The following is a 19,480-nucleotide window of genomic DNA, read 5'->3' as shown; positions in this document are numbered from 1 at the left end:
GTTCATCTATCAGCTGTTCGCCCGCAGCCTCGGCACCAACAACATGCCCGACTGCTCCAACATGTGCCACGAATCGTCGGGCACGGCCCTGGGTAACGCGATCGGCATCGGCAAAGGGTCGGTGACGGTGCCCGACCTGGAGATCGCCGACCTGATCATCGTCGCCGGACAGAATCCGGGCACCAACCATCCGCGGATGCTCGCGACGCTGGAGAAGGCCAAACATAACGGCGCGCGGATCGTCGCCATCAATCCGCTTCCCGAGGCCGGGCTGATGCGTTTCAAGGATCCGCAACAGGTGGGCGGCGTGATCGGCAGGGGCACCGCGCTCACCGACGACTTCCTGCAGATCCGCCTCGGCGGCGACATGGCGCTGTTCCGTGGCGTGGCCCGCCTCATGCTCGACGCCGAACGCGCAAACCCGGGCACGGTGTTCGACCGGGACTTCCTCGACACGCACTGCGGCGGGGTCGACGACTACCTCGCGCTCCTCGACGACCTCGACTTCGACGACGTCGTGGAGGCCACCGGCCTGAGCCGTGCCCAGATCGAACAGCTCGCCGAGTCGATGATGTCGTCCAAGCGCACCGTGCTGTGCTGGGCGATGGGCTGGACCCAGCACCGGCATTCGGTGGCCACGATCGGTGAGGGCACCAACGTCCTGCTGCTACGTGGGATGGTCGGCAAGCCGGGCGCGGGTCTGTGCCCGGTGCGTGGGCACTCGAACGTGCAGGGCGACCGGACGATGGGCATCTTCGAGAAGATGCCCGAATCGTTCCTCGGTGCGCTGGACAAGGAGTTCGGCATCGTCAGCCCCCGCGAACACGGCTTCGACACCGTTCACGCGATCGGCGCGATGAACCGGGGCGAGGTGCGGGTGTTCATCGGCATGGGCGGGAACTTCGTCTCCGCGGCACCGGACACCGAGCTGACCGCGGCGGCGCTACGCAAATGCGCACTCACGGTACACATCTCGACCAAGCTCAACGAGTCGCACACCGTCACCGGCCGGGCCGCGCTGATCCTGCCGACGCTGGGCCGTACCGACCGCGACACCACGGGCGGCAAGAAGCAGCTGGTGTCGGTCGAGGATTCGATGTCGGTGGTCCATCTGTCGCGCGGTTCCCTGCCACCGGCATCCCCTGAACTGCACAGCGAGGTGGCTATCGTCGCCGATCTGGCCGTCAATGTGTTCGGTGCCGACCATCCGGTGGACTGGGCAGCGATGCGCGACGACTACGACCTGATCCGGGACCGCATCTCGCGGGTCATTCCCGGCTTCGAGGACTTCAACACCCGTGTCCGCCGCAGCGACGGATTCGTGCTGCCGCACCCGCCGCGCGACAGCCGTACGTTCGCGACTGCCACCGGACTCGCCAACTTCACCGTCGAGCCGCTGGACTGGGTCCGGATCCCGGAGGGCAGGCTCATCCTGCAGACGCTGCGCAGCCACGACCAGTACAACACCACCGTCTACGGTCACGACGACCGCTACCGCGGGATCAAGGGCAACCGTCGGGTGGTGATGGTCAACGCCGCCGACATCGCCGGGCTCGGCCTGCGAGCCGGCGATCACGTCGACATCGTCTCCGAATTCGACGGCGCCGACGGTCCCGAGGAACGCCGCGTCCACGACTTCCAGCTCGTCGCCTACGACACCCCGCGCGGCAACGTCGCGGCCTACTATCCCGAGACCAACCCGCTGGTCCCCCTCGGTTCGGTGGCCCGCGGTTCCAACACCCCGGTGTCCAAGGCGGTGGTGGTCAGGCTGGAACGAACCACCCCGCCGGGTGATCCTCTCGCCGGTTGAGGTGCGAGGAGCGTAAGCGACGAGCCTCGAAACCTCGCAAGACGACATTGTCGCCTCACCGGGTTTCGAGGCTCGCAAGCTCGCACCTCAACCGGCGGGGTTGAGGGCAGCGGACCTGAGATCAGGCGGTCTTGTCCTGACGCTCCTCCGGGTTGTCCTTGCGCGGGACGATGGTCGGAAGAACGTTGTCGCGCACCGTTTCTCCGGTCACCACAACCTTCTCGACGTCGTCCCGGCTCGGGATGTCGTACATCACCGGCAGCAGGACCTCTTCCATGATGGCGCGCAGGCCACGGGCACCGGTGCCACGGTGGATGGCCTGATCGGCCACCGCTTCGAGGGCGTCCTTGGTGAACTCCAACTGGACGTTGTCCATCTCGAACAGCCGGGTGTACTGCTTGACCAGGGCGTTCTTGGGTTCAGACAGGATGGTGACCAGCGATTCCTTGTCGAGGTTGGTCACCGACGCGACGATCGGCAGACGGCCGATGAACTCGGGGATCAGACCGAACTTGATCAGATCCTCGGGCAGCACCTCCGCGAAGTGATCGGTGGTGTCGATGGCGTCCTTGCTGGTGACCTCGTTGCCGAAACCGATGCCACGCTTGCCGATCCGCTCGGACACCACCTTCTCGAGTCCGGCGAAGGCACCGGCCACGATGAACAGCACGTTGGTGGTGTCGATCTGGATGAACTCCTGGTGCGGGTGCTTGCGACCGCCCTGCGGCGGCACCGACGCCTGCGTGCCCTCCAGGATCTTCAGCAGCGCCTGCTGCACACCCTCGCCCGATACGTCGCGGGTGATCGACGGGTTCTCGCTCTTGCGGGCGATCTTGTCGACCTCGTCGATGTAGATGATGCCGGTCTCGGCCCGCTTGACGTCGTAGTCGGCGGCCTGGATGAGCTTGAGCAGGATGTTCTCGACGTCCTCACCCACGTACCCGGCCTCAGTGAGCGCCGTGGCGTCGGCGATGGCGAAGGGAACGTTGAGCATCTTGGCCAGCGTCTGCGCCAGGTAGGTCTTGCCGCAGCCGGTGGGGCCGAGCATCAGGATGTTCGACTTGGCGATCTCCACGGTCTCACCACCGCGCGCGTCCTTCTTCTCCCCCGCCTGGATGCGCTTGTAGTGGTTGTAGACCGCGACCGCGAGCGTCCGCTTGGCCGTGTCCTGACCGATGACGTAGTTCTCGAGGAAGTCACGGATCTCGGCGGGCTTGGGCAACTCGTCGAGTTTCACGTCACCGTTCTCGGCGAGTTCCTCTTCGATGATCTCGTTGCACAGATCGATGCACTCATCGCAGATGTAGACCCCGGGCCCGGCGATCAGCTTCTTGACCTGCTTCTGACTCTTTCCACAGAAAGAGCACTTGAGCAGGTCCCCACCGTCTCCGATACGCGCCATCTCGTGCTCTACCTACTTCCTGTCGGGTCGGTACCCCGACGGTACCCGTGAACAGCCCGAACTTCGACCGTTACCGGCAAATGTCGCGGGCATTCGTGAATGAGAAAGATCCGGTCCGGCCTACGTCGTGGGGGTCTTCATCGACTTTTTGCGGTACTCGAAGACCTCGTCCACGATGCCGTACTCCTTGGCCTGCGCGGCGGTCAGGATGTTGTCACGGTCGGTGTCGCGGCGGATCTTGTCCGCGGGCTGTCCGGTGTGGCCCGCCAGGATCTCGTCGAGCCGGTTGCGGATGCGCTCGATCTCGGCGGCCTGGATCTCCAGATCCGACACCTGGCCCTGGAAGGCACCGCCGGTGCGCGGCTGGTGGATCAGGATCGTGGCGTTGGGCAGCGCGGCGCGCTTGCCCGGGGTACCGCCGGCGAGCAGGATGGCCGCCGCCGACGCAGCCTCACCGAGGCACACGGTGACGATGTCGCAGTGCACGTACTGCATGGTGTCGTAGATGGCGAGCATGTCGGGCACGCTGCCGCCGGGCGAGTTGATGTACATCGTGATGTCGCGGTCGGGGTCCTGGGACTCCAGCACCAGCAGCTGCGCCATCACGTCGTTGGCGACGGTCTGGTCGATCGGGGTGCCGACGAACACGATGCGCTCTTCGAAGAGCTTGGCGTACGGGTCGTACTGCCGCTGACCGTTGGGGGTGTGCTCGATGAACTGCGGCAGGATGTAGCGGGCCTGGATGCTGCGCACAAAGTCGACTGATGCCGGGATTCCGGCTGCGACCTCTGGCGAGTAGGTGTTGGTCATCTTCTCTGCTCCGTGGATGAGTGGCCGATGTATGGGAAGAATCGAGGGCCCGAGGTGCTCAGGCACGCTCGATGACGCGGTCGACGATGCCGTACTCCTTGGCCTCGGCCGCGGTGAACCACTTGTCGCGGTCGGCGTCGGCCTCGATCTTCTCCAGCGGCTGACCGGTGAACTCGGAGTTGAGCCGGTTCATCTCGCGTTTGGTGGCCGCGAACTGCTCGGCCTGGATGGCGATGTCGGCCGCGGTACCGCCGATGCCCGCCGACGGCTGGTGCATCATGATCCGCGCGTGCGGCAGTGCGTGCCGCTTGCCCTTGGCGCCGGCCGCGAGCAGGAACTGCCCCATCGAGGCGGCCATGCCCATCGCGTAGGTTGCCACGTCGCACTTGGCGAGCTGCATGGTGTCGAAGATGGCCATGCCCGCGGTCACCGATCCGCCCGGCGAGTTGATGTACAGGTTGATGTCGCGCTCCGGATCCTCCGCCGCGAGCAGCAGGATCTGTGCGCACAGCCGGTTGGCGATGTCGTCGTCGACCTGGGTGCCGAGGAAGATGATGCGCTCGCGCAGAAGTCGCTCGAAGACCGAGTCGGTCAGGTTCAGCCCGGCCACGCCCGAGCTCATGCGCGCGGGTGTGTGGATGGTCGGCTCACTCACAGTTCCTACCTTTACCTGTCGTGATGTGACTGTCATGCATGTGTTCCCCAACGACACTAGCCAATTCGGGGGCCTCGTCAGTGCCGCGCGGGCAGTACTTCGCTCAGAGCAGAACAGCCGGTGCCGGGGATGCCCCGGCACCGGCTGTCACAGCTGTGACGACCGTCGCGGTCAGCTCTCGTCCGCCGCGCCCTCGGCGTCGTCGGGGCCGAAGAACTCAGAGGTGTCCACGGCGGCACCGGTGGTGTCGGTGACCGTGACATCGCCGACGATCGCGGCCAGCGCCTTGCCACGGCGCACGTCGGCGTACACGGCGCCGACCTGGTTGGCCTGGGTCAGCTGCTGGATGAAGTCCTGCGGGGCCAGGCCGTAACGCTGCGCCTGGAACACGATCTGCTGGGTGAGCTCGTCCTGGCCGACCTCGGTCTCCTGCTGGTCGGCGATGGCGTCGAGCAGCAGCTGGGTCCGCACCGACTTCTCGGCCGACTCGCGGGCCTCGGCGTCCCACTCCTCGCGGGTGGTGCCCTGCGCCTCGAGGAAGCGGGCGAGCTGCTCGTCGTCGTGCCCGAGCGCGTGGATCACCTGGTGCTGCTGACCCTCGACCTCGTCCTCGACGACCTTCTCCGGAAGCGGGATCTCGACGGTCTCCAGCAGCAGCTCGAGCACCTTGTCGCGGATCTGGGTGGCCTGCTCGGCCTTCTTCGAGTTCTCGACCCGCTCGCGGAGGCTGGTCTTGAGTTCGTCGACGGTGTCGAACTCGCTGGCCAGCTGCGCGAAGTCATCGTCGAGCTCGGGGAGCTCGCGTACCTTGACGGAGTTGACTGTCACGGTGATGTCGGCATCCTCACCGGTGTGGTCGCCGGCCACCAGCTTGCTGGTGAACACCTTGGACTCGCCGGCCTTGAGACCGGTGACGGCCTCGTCGAGGCCGTCGATCAGTTCGCCGGAGCCGACCTCGTGCGACAGGCCCTCGGTCGAGGCCTCCTCGACGGCCTCGCCGTCGATGGTGGCGGACAGGTCGATGGAGATGAAGTCGCCGCTCTCGACACCGCGGTCGACACCGACCAGGGTGCCGAAGCGGGCGCGCAGGCCCTCGAGCTGCTCGTCGACGTCGGAGTCGGCGATTTCGATCGGATCGACCTCGACGGCGAGCGCCGAGTAGTCGGGCAACTCGATCTCGGGGCGCACGTCGACCTCGGCGGTGAAGGTGATGGTCTCGCCGTACACCAGCTCGGCCAGGTCGATCTCGGGCTGGCCGATGGCCTTGGTCTCTGTCTCCGCGACTGCCTCGGAGTACTTGGCCGGCAGCGCGTCGTTGACCACCTGGGCCAGGATCGAGTCACGGCCGACGCGGGCCTCGATCAGCTTCACCGGGGCCTTGCCGGGACGGAAGCCCGGGATGCGGATCTGCGAGGCCAAGGTGCGGTAGGTCCGGTCGAACTCTGCGGACAGCTCGTCGAACGGAACCTCGACGTTGAGCTTCACACGGGTGGGGCTCAACTGCTCGACGGTGCTCTTCACTCGGATGCTCCTTGGTCTGCGCCGGATCTGTTCCGTGCGTCTTGGTGTGAGTGGGTCGTTTACTTGGAGTTTGGGTGGTACTTGAGGTCTGGCTGATGAAATGAGTCGGGATGACAGGATTTGAACCTGCGACCCTCCGCTCCCAAAGCGGATGCGCTACCAAGCTGCGCCACATCCCGATCGCCCCACCGTCCGGCCACGCGTCGAACTCATCCGACACAGGGCATCGTGCAGGGCCAACCGCATATAGTACGGGGCCGCCGTACACCCCCCTACACCGGTGCCCCCAACACGGGACGACCGCGGACACGGGGACCGATTTCAGGTTTGCCGGACCCACCCGGTACAGTCGGCAGCGCACAAGCGGCAGACGGAGATCGACGGATCCCGGCGGCGGCTCGCGCACGCGGGTGTAGCTCAATGGTAGAGCCCTAGTCTTCCAAACTAGCTACGCGGGTTCGATTCCCGTCACCCGCTCCATCGGCGAAATACCCCCGGAAACCGTGACGGCACCGGGGGTATTTCCTTATATCCGACGCTCAACGAACGGCCCATCTCCACGCCGGGTATTAAGGCCCCAATTGCGAGGCACTACGTCACCCCCTCCCCGCGAACTGTGATGTACACCACATCGCGCGTACCCTGGGACCATGTCCACCACGCACACCAAAACCCAGCGTCGCTGCCCCACCTGCGGGGAGCTGCTGTTCCTGCGCCATGACATGACACACGCGCCCGGCGGCCAGGACCGGACCGACGTGATGCTCGTGTGCCGCAACGAGGCCTGCGCCCAGCCGGCCCGGCATCTGAGCACCGAGTACCAGTCGGCCTGACCCTCGCAAGGCAGTCGCCGCCCGGACACCCGGGCGGCGACCCGGTGCGGCCCCGACACGGACACGCGCCAGAAGTATGCGGAATTGCCCCAGATGCTGAATTCACATGCGCCACACCGGCATCACGCATTCCCGACATTCGCCCCATGGTCAAAACTCTGTGACGAGTATCACACATGGGAGTTCACCGCGCCCACCACGCTTTTTTGGTTCGGCGAAGTGCGTTACCGCACAAGCCTTTGGCCGATCGACAACGGTTATGTAACGATGTATTCCGCGCGTCGGGGGATGCGCAACCACTGATACACAAAAGCAAAGGTTTCTATCCCAGTGCTGACAACGAAACGACGTACGCATCACCGCTCCGGTCGCCGGATCACCGGTGTGGCCGTCGGCGCGCTTGCTGTGGTTCTCGCATTCCCGGGTCTGGCCAGTGCCGCACCCGTCACTGTGATCCCCGGGCTGCCCCCCGTCGAGATCCCCGGTCTGACGACGCCGAAGGTCACCCCCAAGACCACGCCGAAGCCGCCGACGCTCACTCAGACGCCGACGCCCACCAAGACCACACCGAAGCCCACCACCCCGCCGCCGGCGCCCAAGCCGTGGGTCCCCGCCATCCCGAATGTGCAGACCTCGACCGGCTACGTGGCGCTTGCGATCGATTCCAAGCATCAGATCTACTGGTGGCACAACGGCAAGCTGGTCAAGCAGATGCCGATCTCGATGGGCTCGAACAAGCACCCCACTCCCAACGGCGTGTACCACACCAAGGAGAAGTACCGGGACATGTACATGGATTCGTCCACGTACGGTGTGCCGATCAACTCCCCTGAGGGCTACCGCACCTACGTCGAGTACGCGACCCGCATGTCGTGGGACGGCATCTTCATCCACGGTGCTCCGTGGTCGGTGGCGCAGCAGGGCAACAGCAATGTGAGCCACGGCTGCATCAACGTCACCAACGCCTACGCCAAGTGGGTGTATGACAACGTCCCCCAGGGCACCCCGATCGTCGTCCGCGGCACCGTCGGCGGCCAGTACACCGGCGACTAGCAGTATCCGCGCCGCCGCATGTCGGCGGTGCCCACACGAGAGCCCGATCCACTCGGACCGGGCTCTCGTCTCTATGTGAGCGGGTGCACGAATCAGGGCAGCGGACTCTCCCCCGCGTCGAGGTCTCCTGTCAGGCCCTTGGTTCGCACACGCTCGATCGCCCGCATCTTGTTCACCGCGTCGAGGGCTGCCACCTTGTACCCCTCGGCGAGGGTCGGATAGTTGAACACCGCGTCGACGAGGTAGTCGATGGTCCCGCCCAGACCCATCACCGTCTGACCGATGTGGACGAGTTCGGCGGCGTTGCTGCCGAAGGCGTGCACCCCGAGCAGAGTCCGTTCCTCCGCGTGCACGAGCAACTTGAGCAGGCCGTACGAGTCGCCTATGATCGCGCCCCGGGCCAGCTCCCGGTAGCGGGCGACCCCGACCTCGAACGGCACGTTGGCCGCGGTGAGCTGGTCCTCTGTCCGTCCGACGAAGCTCAGTTCGGGGATGGCGTAGATGCCGATCGGCTGCAGGTCGTCGTTTACCACGCCCACCGGCTCGCCGAAGGCATGGTAGGTGGCTCGGCGCCCCTGTTCCATGGAGGTGGCGGCCAGCGCCGGGAAGCCGATGATGTCGCCGACCGCGTAGATGTGCTCCACCTCGGTGCGGTAGTTCTCGTCGACCTTCAGCCGGCCGCGTGAGTCGGCGGTCAGACCCGCGGCCTCGACATCGAGTTCGTCGCTCACCCCCTGCCTGCCGGCCGAGTACAACACGGTGTCCGCCGGAATGACTTTCCCGGATTCGAGTATCGTCAGCGTTCCCGACGGATGCCGTTCAACGGTCTTCACGGATTCCCCGAAACGGAAGGTCACCCCGCGGTCTCGGAGCTGATACTGCAGTGATTCCACGATTTCCCGGTCACAGAAATCCAGCATCGTCGGCCGTTTCTCGATCACTGTCACCTTGCTGCCGAGGGCCGCGAACATCGACGCGTATTCGATTCCGATGACACCCGCACCGACCACCACCATCGACGAGGGCACCCGGTCCAGTCCGAGGATCTGATCGGAGTCGACGACGGTCTCGCTGTCGAAGTCGACGCTCGGTGGTCGTGCGGGACGTGTTCCCACGGCGACGACGAAGTAATCACCGCGGACGTGCTTGAGGTCACCGGTCGCGTCCTCGACCGTGATCTCGTTGGGACCGACAAAGCGCGCGCTACCGACGAACATCATCACCGAGTTCCGGGCGAGCTGATGCCGAATCACGTCGATCTCGCGGGAGACGACGTGATTGGTGCGGGCCGCCAGATCGGTAACGGTGATATCGGATTTGAGTCGGTACGAATCCCCGTACAGCTCACGCTGATTGAGGCCGGTCAGGTAAAGCACGGCCTCCCGCAGTGTCTTTGACGGAATGGTGCCGGTGTTGATGCAGACGCCGCCCATCATGTGTTTACGTTCGACGATCGCCGCCCTCTTGCCGAGCTTGGCGGCCGCGATCGCCGCCTTCTGCCCGGCCGGGCCCGATCCGATCACTACCACGTCAAAATGGTCCACTGTGGTTTCTCCGCCTCACCGATGGGACTTTTGTCCCGACGATCCTAGGGTCAGGACGAATGCGTCCGCATGTCGAGAAGGCTAATTTCATTAGACATCCGGTGAACAGATTCATATTTTCTGTCATCCACGGTCACCCGGTAGACAGTGACTCCCGCAACACAATCCGGTGCCGGGGTGTGCTTGGACACGTTCGGGATCATCCGCGCCGGATAGCGCGTTTACACATATGTAACGTTCGGGAAGCCTCGCCCGAAACATATGACGGCCAACAAATCAAAGGAGACACTCGTCATGGCATTCGCACGTCTTCGTGCTCATTTCCAGTCCACCGCTCACCGGAGCCTTTACAGCAAGATCGCGCGCATTCCCAGCCAGTCGCAGCGCGACGAACTGCTGATCATGGCTCAGCGCGCCGAAAGTCGCTGATTCCCCGTCCGATGCCCGGTGAGCCCCGACCCGATCGCCGCCGATCGTGTTACGGCGCGACTCACCGCTGGCATGCGGGACACCAGAACAGATTCCGACCGTCGAGCACCGCATGCGCGACGGTCGTCCCGCAGATCCGGCAGTCCTCGCCGGCCCGCCTGTACACATAGGTGCGCGGCCGGTCCGCCGCATACGACGGCGCTCCGTGGTCATCTGCCGGGCGCACCACATGAATCCGGCCCTTCCGGACACCCACCCGCATCAGCGTCACGAGATCGGCCCACAGGGCCTCGAAATCGTCATGGCTGATGCGGGTGCCTTGTCTGTACGGGTCGATACCGGCCCGGAAGAGAACCTCGGCGCGGTAGACATTCCCGACTCCCGCCATCACCTTCTGGTCCATGAGCAGCGCGCCGATCGGCCGCGTGGATCTGGCGATCGCCGCGAACGCGCGCTCGGGCCGGGCATCGCGCCGCAGCGGATCCGGTCCGAGCCGGGCCACCAGGGCGTCGAGGTCGGCCGGGGTATAGAGCTGACAGGCGCTGGGTCCGCGCAGGTCCACACCGACATCGGTGGCCTCGATCCGGAGGCGAACCTGCCCGACGGGCGGCGCCATCGGCGCGGTCTGCTCGCTGAAGGCACCGTACAGGCCGAGATGAATATGAATGAGCCGTTCACCGGAGCGACGTGCCCCGGCGAACGGCCGGTACCGCTGAATCAGGTGTTTACCCCAGGCCTCCGCGGTGTGGAAGACCATGCCGTCGACGACGGCGGCACCCTCGGCGAACCGTCCCTGCGGGCTGGTCACCGCCACCGTCTTGCCGCCGAGCAGCTTGCGCTGCCTACCGGCGAGACGGTGCAGCGTATGACCTTCGGGCACAGATCGGTCCTACGTCGGGGGCGCTAAGGGCGCGGTCAGGCCTGCGGGACCTCGGGGGCCTCACCGGTGCGCTCGTACTCGGCGAGGATGTCGATGCGCCGCTGGTGGCGCGGTTCCTCCGACCACGGCGTCGCGAGGAACGCGTCGACGATGGCGAAGGCCTCCTCCACCGAGTGCATACGGCCGCCGATGCCGATCAGCTGGGCGTTGTTGTGCTGACGCGCGAGCTGCGCGGTCTCGACGCTCCACGCCAGCGCACAGCGGGCGCCGGGCACCTTGTTGGCCGCGATCTGCTCACCGTTGCCGCTGCCGCCGAGCACAATGCCCAGGCTGCCCGGGTCGGCGACGGTCTTGGCGGCGGCGTCGATGCAGAAGGCGGGATAGTCGTCGAGAGCGTCGTAGACGTGCGCCCCACAGTCGACGACCTCGTGGCCCGTGGCCTTGAGGTGGTCGGCGATCTGGTTCTTGAGTTCGAATCCGGCATGGTCGGCACCGAGGTAGACACGCATGGCGTCGACTATAGAGCGCAACCCTGCCCGGACCGAAAAGCCCCGGACCCCAAACCGCCCCGGCGCTGAGCGGGCGGGGCGGTCGCGGTCGGTCGAGCCCGGGATCAGTCGAATTCGGGTGCCTCGTCGCGGGTCCGCTTGAGCTCATAGAAGTGCGGGTAGGAAGAGAGTGCGACGGCACCGTCCCACACCACACCCGCGGTCTCTCCGCGCGGGATCCGCGAGAGCACCGGCCCGAAGAACGCCACCCCGTTGATGTGGATGGTCGGGGTGCCTACGTCGTCGCCCACCTTGTCCATACCCTCGTGGTGGCTGGTGCGGATCACGTCATCGAACTCGGTGCTGTCGGCGGCGTCGGCGAGCGCCGGGTCGAGTCCGAGCGCGGCGAGCGATTCGGGGATCACCACGTCGAAGTCCTTGTTGCCCTGGTTGTGCAGGCGGGTGCCGAGCTCGGCGTACAGCGGGGCGAGGATCTCGTCGCCGCGCTGTGCGGCGGCAGCGGCCAGTACCCGGACGGGCCGCCACGCGTGTTTGAGGCCTTCGCGGTACTCGTCGGGGATGTCCTTGCCCTCGTTGAGCACGGCCAGGCTCATGATGTGGAAGTTCACGTCGATGGGCCGCACCTTCTCGGCCTCCAGGATCCAGCGCGAGGTGATCCAGCACCAAGGGCAGAGCGGGTCGAACCAGAAATCCACACGGTCTCGTGACGACATAGAAGCTACGGTCCTTTCGGCGTTGCGGTACCAGCACTGCGGTACAACTACGCCGCCTGCGTTCTGATTCCGCCCGTGGCGGAATCTATTGCCCTACCGGCGCCGGGAACGGCCACTAAGCTGGCCAGGGTGACCGCTCCTAATCTGACCAGAGACCAGGCCCGTGCCCGCGCGGCGATCATCGATGTCGCCCATTACGCCATCGACCTCGACCTGACCGACGGCGCCGGCGCGCCGGGTGAGAAGACGTTCGCCTCCACCACCACGGTGCGCTTCTCCGCGACACCGGGTGCGAGCACGTTCATCGACCTGGTGGCCCCGGAGCTGGTGTCGGCAACACTCAACGGCGCGCCGGTCGACGTCAGCGGTTTCGACGAGTCCGTGGGCCTGACACTCGATAACCTGGCCGCGGAGAACGAACTGACCGTGGTCGCCAACTGCGCCTACTCCAACACCGGTGAAGGTCTGCACCGCTTCGTCGACCCCACCGACAACGCGGTGTACCTGTACTCGCAATTCGAGACCGCCGACGCCAAGCGCATGTTCGCCTGCTTCGACCAGCCCGATCTGAAGGCCACGTACTCGGTGACGGTGAATGCCCCCGCCGACTGGAAGGTGATCTCCAACGGCGCCACCGAGGAGGTCACCGACGGTAAGCACGTGTTCGCCGAGACCGCCCCGATGAGCACCTACCTGGTGGCGCTCATCGCCGGCCCGTACGCGCAGTGGTCCGACATCTACTCCGACGAGCACGGCACCATCCCGCTGGGCATCTACTGCCGCGCCTCGCTGGCCGAGTTCATGGACGCCGACCGCCTGTTCACCGAGACCAAGCAGGGATTCGCGTTCTACCACAAGAACTTCGGTATTCCGTACGCCTTCGGCAAGTACGATCAGCTCTTCGTTCCCGAGTTCAACGCGGGCGCGATGGAGAACGCCGGCGCGGTGACCTTCCTGGAGGACTACGTGTTCCGCTCGCGCGTCACCAAGTACCTGTACGAACGTCGCGCCGAGACGGTGCTGCACGAGATGGCGCACATGTGGTTCGGCGACCTGGTGACCATGGACTGGTGGGATGACCTGTGGCTCAACGAGTCCTTCGCCACCTTCGCCTCGGTGCTGTGCCAGGCCGAGGCCACCGAGTACACCAGCGCCTGGACCACCTTCGCCAATGTCGAGAAGTCGTGGGCGTACCGCCAGGATCAGCTCCCGTCCACGCATCCGGTGGCCGCCGACATCCCCGATATCGCGGCCGTGGAGGTCAACTTCGACGGCATCACCTACGCCAAGGGCGCCTCGGTGCTCAAACAGCTCGTCGCCTATGTCGGCCTGGAGCCCTTCCTGGCCGGACTGCGCGACTACTTCGCCGCCCACAAGTTCGGCAACGCCACCTTCTCCGACCTCCTTGCCGCACTGGAACGTTCGTCGGGCCGGGACCTTTCGGACTGGGGCAGCCAGTGGCTCAAGACCACCGGCATCAACGTGATGCGCCCCGATTTCGACGTCGACGCCGACGGTAGATTCACCCGCTTCGTGATCGTGCAGGAGGGCGCTCAGCCCGGCGCCGGTGAGACCCGCGTGCACCGGTTGCGGGTGGGCATCTACGACGACAACGGTTCGGGCAAGCTGGAGCAGACCCACAGCGTCGAACTCGACGTGGAGGGCGCCACCACCGAGGTCCCCGACCTGGTCGGGGTGTCTCGTGGCGCGCTGGTGCTGCTCAACGACGGCGACCTCACCTACGCCTCGGTACGCCTGGATCCCGACTCCCTGGCCACGGCCACCTCCCGGGTCGCCGACATCGCTGATTCGATGCCCCGCACGCTGATCTGGTCGGCCGCCTGGGAGATGACGCGGCAGGCGGAGATGAAGGCCCGCGACTTTGTGGCGCTGGTATCCGCCGGTATCGCCGCGGAGTCGGAAATCGGTGTGGTGCAGCGGGTTCTGCTGCAGACCACCACCGCGCTCGATTCCTATGCCGATCCCGCGTGGGCCGATGCCACCGGCTGGCCGGAGTTCTCGGCCCGGCTGTTCGAGCTCGCCCAGGCGTCGGAGGCCGGTTCCGATCATCAGCTCGCCTTCGTCAACACGCTGCTCGCCGGCCGCCTCAACGACGACCAGATCCCGGTTGTCCGGGGTCTTCTCGACGGCGACGACCCGGCCGCGCACGGCCTGCCCGGGCTGACGGTCGACACCGACCTGCGCTGGAAGCTGGTGCGTGCCCTGGCCACAGCCGGCGCCATCGACACCGATCCGGACTCGACCCCGGTCATCGACGCCGAGGAACAGCGCGACAACACCGCCGCGGGCACCCGTCAGGCGGCCGCGGCCCGGGCTTCGCGTCCGCTGGCAGAGGCCAAGGCGCACACGTGGACTCAGGCCACCGAGAACGACGAGCTGGCCAACATCTACACCCGCACCCTCATCGAGGGCTTCGCCCGCTCGGGTCAGGGCGGTCTGCTCGGCGACTATGTCGCCAAGTATTTCGCCGCGATCCCCGGCATCTGGGAGCGTCGCTCCAGCGAGGTCGCGCAGACCGTGGTGCTCGGCCTGTACCCGAGTTGGGCGATCAACGAGGAAGGCATCGCCGCCGCCGACACCTTCCTCGCCGAGGAGCACCCGTCGGCCCTGCGCCGGCTGATCTCCGAGGGCCGTGACGGTGTCGCCCGCTCACTGCGCAACCAGGTGTTCGACGCGAGCTGATCGCACACCACAATCTCGGTGGCCTGGGTACGCGTGCCCAGGCCACCGAGATCTTTTGCCGAACGCGGACCGGAGGTGTCCGCTATCGCTCGTAGCGTCGGAGAGGTCACAATCCGAACCAGAGAAGCGAGAATCCGATGGGCCTCTACACCGCAGTCACCGTTCCCGATGTCACCGGCGAAAAGCTGGAATTGCTGACCATTCTGGCCGATCAGCGCAACCTGTTCCGTGTCACCGTGCGCAATCTGACCGAGGAACAGGCACGCAGGCGCACCACCGTCAGCGAGCTGACGCTTGGCGGCTTGGTGAAGCACCTCGCCTCCGGCGACCGGAGCACCGCCAAGGTGATCACCGAACGCGATGAGGACGCCGAAGTGGACATGGTGGCGCTGGCGCACAACTACGAACTGCTCCCAGACGAGACGCTCGCCGACTGGCTGACCGAATTCGATGCGGCGACAGAGGCTTTCGACCAGGTGATCGTCCTTGTTGACAGTCTTGACGAGGCCATCCCGCAGCCGACCGCGCCCTGGGCGCCAGAGCGGGAGTGGTCGACGGTCCGCACCATGGTGCTCAACAAGATCCGCGAGTACGCCCACCACAACGGGCACGCCGACATCATCCGGGAGGCGCTCGACGGACAGACCACCATGGCCGCGATCTCCGAGGGCCAGGAGTGGGCGGACCAGTTCTGAAGGGCCGCAACCGGAATCAGCGGCGCCACCGGTAACGGATCTGCGGGCGGCCGGTGGTGCCGTATTCGGTGACCCGCTCCACGGTTCCGTCGTCACCGAGCCGCTCCAGATACCGCCATGCGGTGACCCGCGAACTTCCTACCGCCGCAGCCACTTCCGAAGCCGTCAGACCCGCCTCGGAATCCCGGACGGCGCGGCCGACGGCGTCCTCGGTGGCCGGGGCCGCACCCTTGCGGGCGGTGCTGCGATCGTCCGCGGTGCGCAGGACGGCCAGCGCCCGGTCCACGTCGCGCTGACTCACCGCATCGCCGCCGGCGCCGAGCGCGTCCCGGTAGCGCAGGTACTGGCCGATCTTCTCCTGAAAACCGGCGAACGTGAACGGCTTGAGCAGGTACAGCAGCACCCCGTGCGCCATCGCGCTGCGCACGCTGGCCAGGTCCCGCTGGGCGGTGATCGCGATGATGTCGGGTTCGGGCCGCACCCCCGACAGCGCCGCCGCCAGATCCACACCCCGCGCGTCGGGAAGCCCGAGGTCGAGCAACACCAACCCCACCGGGTTGCCGGCGGCCGCCGCCTCCGATGCCCTGCGCAGCCCCAGCTGTGCCGTCGCCACCGCGTCGACGACCTCGAACCCGCCTATGCGGTCCAGGTATTCGCGGTGTGCGGCGGCGATCAGCGGATCGTCCTCGACGATCAGTACCCGGATCATCGCACTCCGCCGCCGGCCGCCGTGCCCGGTGTCACCGGTGTTCCGGAGACCGGCCCCGCCGGATGGGCGGGGATGTCGGCGGTGACCACCGAACCGTAGGTGTTCTCCGCCCTCAGTTCACCGCCGTGTGCCGCGACAACCTGTGCCACCAGTGCCAGTCCCAATCCGCGGCCCAGGTCGTCACCGCCCGACTTGGTGGAGAATCCCCGTTGCCGCGCCGCCGCGAACGTGTCCGGATCCATACCGGGTCCGCTGTCGGCGACCACGATCCTGACCCCCGAGCTGCCGCCGGACACCGACACCTCCACCCACGGATCGTCGGCGGCGGCGTCGAGGGCATTGTCGACGAGGTTACCCACCACGGTGACCAAGTCACGCGGCGTGAGTACCGCCGTCTCGGCATCGTCGAGCTGCGAATCCTCGGTCAGGGTGAAGGCGATACCGCGTTCGGAGGCCTGTGCGCTCTTACCCAGCAGCAACGCCACCAGCGCGGGTTCGTGCACCGCTTCGGTCATCGTGTCGATCAGGTGCTGGGACAGTTCGAGTTCGGTGGTGGCCATCGCCGCGGCGTCGTCGGCACGGCCCAGCTCGATCATCGCGACGATCGTATGCATCCGGTTGGCCGACTCATGCGCCTGCGACCGCAGCGCCTCGGCGAACCGGGTCATCGAGTCGAGTTCACCCATCGCCTCGGACAGTTCAGTGCGGTCACGCACCGTGACCACCGACGACACCGAGCGACCCGGAACCTCGGCCCGGTTCACCACGAGGACCCTGCCCCGGTAGGCGACGAGTTCGTCCTCGAGCACCGGTCCCGCGTCACGCAGAAAGTCCGGGGCGCCCGAGAGATCGGGTGCCAGGTCTCCGAGGAGCCGGCTCGCCTCGTCGTTGATCAGGACGATGCGCCCGTCCTCGATGACCAGCAAACCTTCTCGCACCGCGTGCAGGACGGCGTCGTGATGTTCGTACATGATCCGCAGATCCCGGGGCGGCAGTCCGCCTGTCGCCCGCAACAGCCTGCGGCGCACCAGCCACAGTCCGACGAATGCCGCGATCAGCGCGGCCAGGGCGATCTCGACGATCAACGGCAGCTGTGAGCGCCAGCCCTGGGCAAGGGTCCGCTGCGTGATACCGACCGCCACCATCCCGACAACCCGCTCATCGTCGACGACCGGGGCGATGGTGCGGATCGACGGCCCGAGAGTTCCCGTGTAGGTCTCGGTGTATACGTGCCCGGCCAGCGCCTGCGCGGTGCTGCCCAGATACTTCTCCCCGATCCGCTCGGGGTTGGTATGGGTGTACCGGGTGCCGTCAGGGCCCATGATGGTGATGAACGCGACGCCGGTCTTGCTCCGGACCCGTTCACTGATGGCCTGCAGCACCTCGCTGGGCCGCTCGGAGGCCAGTGCCCGCGCGGTCGCCGGCATCTCGGCCAGGCTGAGCGCCACCGCGGTCACCTCTTTCCGCGCGGTGGAGTCGGCATCCCGCCGGGCGTCGACCGCGGCCAGCGCCACCGCCCCGACAACGATCACGACAACGACCATCAGTGCGGCCGCGATGGACTGCCCGGCCAAGGTCCGCGGCACCAGCCTACGCACACCACTCCTCCCCCTCGTAGCCCGTCGGTGAACGAAATGAACACAACCGTGACCCGAATCACGTCGTTACCAGACAATTCTTACCGGCACCCACGTCAGGGTGCGCGGCGTCACAGGAGAAAGGCAGAACATTGGGGTTCAGAACAGGCGATGAGGACGCGGCTCCCGCGCCGTCACCGGAACGGTTGGTCCAGAAGCGCGATCGTACGCATTGGCTGTACATCGCCGTGATCGTCGCCGTCGTCAGCGGTGTGATCGTCGGCCTGGTGGCGCCGGGCGTCGGCGAGGACATCGCGTTCCTCGGGTCGATGTTCGTCAGTCTCATCAAAATGATGATCGCCCCGGTCATCTTCTGCACCATCGTCCTCGGCATCGGCTCGGTGCGGAAAGCGGCCACCGTCGGCAAAGTGGGTGGCCTGGCGTTTATCTACTTCCTCTGCATGTCGACGCTCGCACTGGCCATCGGCCTGATCGTCGGCAACATCATCCAGCCCGGCACGGGTCTGGACATCACCGCCACGGCAGGCAAGGGCGACGAACTGGCCGAGAAGGCACATGAGGCGGGCGGGACCATCGAGTTCCTCGAATCCATCATCCCGACGTCGATGTTCTCCTCACTCACCGAGGGCAGCGTGCTGCAGGCCCTGTTCGTCGCGCTGCTCGTCGGCTTCGCGATCCAGGGCATGGGCCGCGTCGGAGAACCGATCCTGACGACCATCGCGTACCTGCAGAAGCTCGTCTTCAAGGTGCTGACGATGATCCTGTGGGTCGCCCCGATCGGTGCGTTCGGCGCGATCGCCGGGGTTGTCGGGCAGACAGGCTGGAAGGCAGTCGGCCAGATGCTCGTACTGATGCTCGCGTTCTACCTGACCTGCCTGATCTTCGTCTTCGGTGTGCTCGGCGTGATCCTGCGGACGGTCACAGGCTTCTCGGTGTTCCGTCTCGTGCGCTACCTGGCCCGCGAATACCTGCTGATCTTCGCCACCTCGTCGTCCGAGTCGGCACTGCCGCGCCTGATCGCCAAGATGGAACACCTCGGGGTGGAGAAGACCACCGTCGGTGTCGTGGTGCCCACCGGCTACTCGTTCAATCTCGACGGCACCGCGATCTACCTGACGATGGCCTCGCTGTTCATCGCCGACGCGATGGGTGATCCGCTGTCGATCGGTGAGCAGATCGGTCTGCTGGCCTTCATGATCATCGCCTCCAAGGGCGCGGCCGGCGTCAGCGGCGCCGGGCTGGCCACCCTGGCCGGTGGTCTGCAGGCGCACCGGCCCGAAATGCTCGACGGTGTCGGGCTGATCGTCGGCATCGACCGGTTCATGTCCGAGGCCCGCGCGGTCACCAACTTCTCCGGCAACGCCGTCGCGACGCTGCTGGTCGGTTCGTGGACCGGCACCGTCGACAAGGCCCGCGTCCACTCGGTCCTGCGCGGCGAGGACCCGTTCAACGAGGACACCATGCTCGACGAGGACCAATTGCATCTGCCCGGCGCCGACGAGGACGGCACCGCCGGCAAGACACCCGCGACGGCGGGGACCGCCACCGCCTAGACCCGCACAGCACAACGACTTCGGCCGCCTCTCCCCGAAAGGGAGGGGCGGCCGAAGTCGTTG

At 66.2% G+C, this 19,480-nt stretch carries 17 protein-coding genes and 2 tRNA genes; 8 read left to right on the top strand and 11 right to left on the bottom strand.

Going from position 1 to position 19,480, the window contains the following annotated elements:
• A partial coding sequence (locus tag GOAMR_RS07630; RefSeq protein ID WP_005185027.1) for an FdhF/YdeP family oxidoreductase occupies positions 1–1,810 on the top strand: 1,810 nt, incomplete at its 5' end.
• Positions 1,811–1,931: 121 nt separating this feature from the next.
• Here GOAMR_RS07630 and clpX read toward each other — a convergent pair.
• The 5 genes from clpX to GOAMR_RS07605 form a co-directional block, all read right to left on the bottom strand.
• Positions 1,932–3,212 carry an ATP-dependent Clp protease ATP-binding subunit ClpX gene (gene clpX / locus GOAMR_RS07625; RefSeq protein WP_005185025.1) on the bottom strand — a complete coding sequence of 427 codons (1,281 nt, stop codon included), beginning with the start codon at positions 3,210–3,212 and terminating at the stop codon, positions 1,932–1,934.
• Positions 3,213–3,332: 120 nt separating this feature from the next.
• The gene (locus GOAMR_RS07620; RefSeq protein ID WP_005185023.1) at positions 3,333–4,022 is read right to left on the bottom strand and encodes an ATP-dependent Clp protease proteolytic subunit; all 690 of its coding nucleotides are present in this window, start codon (positions 4,020–4,022) and stop codon (positions 3,333–3,335) included.
• Between the two features lie 58 nt (positions 4,023–4,080).
• Positions 4,081–4,677: an ATP-dependent Clp protease proteolytic subunit gene (locus tag GOAMR_RS07615; protein ID WP_005185020.1), complete on the bottom strand. Its 597-nt coding sequence runs from the start codon at positions 4,675–4,677 to the stop codon at positions 4,081–4,083.
• A gap of 171 nt (positions 4,678–4,848) precedes the next feature.
• Entirely contained in the window at positions 4,849–6,198 is a 1,350-nt protein-coding gene (gene tig, locus GOAMR_RS07610) for a trigger factor (protein ID WP_005185014.1), read from the bottom strand.
• A gap of 105 nt (positions 6,199–6,303) precedes the next feature.
• Positions 6,304–6,377: transfer RNA gene (locus GOAMR_RS07605), tRNA-Pro, on the bottom strand.
• A 227-nt stretch (positions 6,378–6,604) separates the two neighbouring features.
• Here GOAMR_RS07605 and GOAMR_RS07600 point away from each other — a divergent pair.
• The 3 genes from GOAMR_RS07600 (at position 6,605) to GOAMR_RS07590 (ending at position 8,084) form a co-directional block, all read left to right on the top strand.
• Positions 6,605–6,678: transfer RNA gene (locus GOAMR_RS07600), tRNA-Gly, on the top strand.
• 170 nt (positions 6,679–6,848) lie between these two features.
• Positions 6,849–7,031 (top strand): hypothetical protein, encoded by a 183-nt coding sequence (locus GOAMR_RS07595; protein ID WP_005185012.1) that lies wholly within the window; start codon positions 6,849–6,851, stop codon positions 7,029–7,031.
• Between the two features lie 330 nt (positions 7,032–7,361).
• Entirely contained in the window at positions 7,362–8,084 is a 723-nt protein-coding gene (locus GOAMR_RS07590; protein ID WP_005185011.1) for a L,D-transpeptidase, read from the top strand.
• Between the two features lie 92 nt (positions 8,085–8,176).
• Here GOAMR_RS07590 and sthA read toward each other — a convergent pair whose 3' ends face one another.
• Complete coding sequence (gene sthA / locus GOAMR_RS07585; protein WP_005185009.1) at positions 8,177–9,628, bottom strand: Si-specific NAD(P)(+) transhydrogenase; 1,452 nt, start codon at positions 9,626–9,628, stop codon at positions 8,177–8,179.
• Between the two features lie 294 nt (positions 9,629–9,922).
• Here sthA and GOAMR_RS25740 point away from each other — a divergent pair, with 294 nt between their 5' ends.
• Complete coding sequence (locus GOAMR_RS25740; RefSeq protein WP_259063101.1) at positions 9,923–10,057, top strand: hypothetical protein; 135 nt, start codon at positions 9,923–9,925, stop codon at positions 10,055–10,057.
• Positions 10,058–10,118: 61 nt separating this feature from the next.
• Here GOAMR_RS25740 and GOAMR_RS07580 read toward each other — a convergent pair whose 3' ends face one another.
• The 3 genes from GOAMR_RS07580 to GOAMR_RS07570 form a co-directional block, all read right to left on the bottom strand.
• On the bottom strand, positions 10,119–10,937 hold the full coding sequence (locus tag GOAMR_RS07580) for an Fpg/Nei family DNA glycosylase (RefSeq protein ID WP_005185006.1): 819 nt from the start codon (positions 10,935–10,937) through the stop codon (positions 10,119–10,121).
• A 35-nt stretch (positions 10,938–10,972) separates the two neighbouring features.
• Positions 10,973–11,446 carry a ribose-5-phosphate isomerase gene (locus GOAMR_RS07575; RefSeq protein ID WP_005185003.1) on the bottom strand — a complete coding sequence of 158 codons (474 nt, stop codon included), beginning with the start codon at positions 11,444–11,446 and terminating at the stop codon, positions 10,973–10,975.
• Positions 11,447–11,550: 104 nt separating this feature from the next.
• On the bottom strand, positions 11,551–12,159 hold the full coding sequence (locus GOAMR_RS07570; protein ID WP_005185000.1) for a mycothiol-dependent nitroreductase Rv2466c family protein: 609 nt from the start codon (positions 12,157–12,159) through the stop codon (positions 11,551–11,553).
• A 129-nt stretch (positions 12,160–12,288) separates the two neighbouring features.
• Here GOAMR_RS07570 and pepN point away from each other — a divergent pair, with 129 nt between their 5' ends.
• Both pepN and GOAMR_RS07560 read left to right on the top strand, forming a co-directional pair.
• Positions 12,289–14,862, top strand: coding sequence for an aminopeptidase N (gene pepN, locus GOAMR_RS07565; RefSeq protein WP_005184997.1), 2,574 nt, complete (start codon positions 12,289–12,291; stop codon positions 14,860–14,862).
• 137 nt (positions 14,863–14,999) lie between these two features.
• Positions 15,000–15,557: a mycothiol transferase gene (locus tag GOAMR_RS07560; RefSeq protein WP_005184994.1), complete on the top strand. Its 558-nt coding sequence runs from the start codon at positions 15,000–15,002 to the stop codon at positions 15,555–15,557.
• A gap of 16 nt (positions 15,558–15,573) precedes the next feature.
• Here GOAMR_RS07560 and GOAMR_RS07555 read toward each other — a convergent pair whose 3' ends face one another.
• Positions 15,574–16,266, bottom strand: coding sequence for a response regulator (locus GOAMR_RS07555; RefSeq protein WP_005184991.1), 693 nt, complete (start codon positions 16,264–16,266; stop codon positions 15,574–15,576).
• The gene (locus tag GOAMR_RS07550) at positions 16,263–17,810 is read right to left on the bottom strand and encodes a sensor histidine kinase (protein WP_050942628.1); all 1,548 of its coding nucleotides are present in this window, start codon (positions 17,808–17,810) and stop codon (positions 16,263–16,265) included. The genes GOAMR_RS07555 and GOAMR_RS07550 overlap by 4 nt, the downstream gene beginning before the upstream one ends.
• Positions 17,811–17,995: 185 nt before the next feature.
• On the opposite strand from GOAMR_RS07550, the gene GOAMR_RS07545 reads away from it, so the two are divergent.
• A complete protein-coding gene (locus GOAMR_RS07545) occupies positions 17,996–19,417 on the top strand; it encodes a cation:dicarboxylate symporter family transporter (RefSeq protein WP_050942625.1) in 1,422 nt (473 codons plus the stop codon).
• Positions 19,418–19,480 lie beyond the last annotated feature (63 nt).

The sequence above is a fragment of the Gordonia amarae NBRC 15530 genome (assembly GCF_000241345.1).
GTDB classification, from domain to species: domain Bacteria; phylum Actinomycetota; class Actinomycetes; order Mycobacteriales; family Mycobacteriaceae; genus Gordonia; species Gordonia amarae.
The sequence above is the reverse complement of the archived record's forward strand: the minus strand, read 5'-3'. Positions and strand labels throughout refer to the sequence as shown.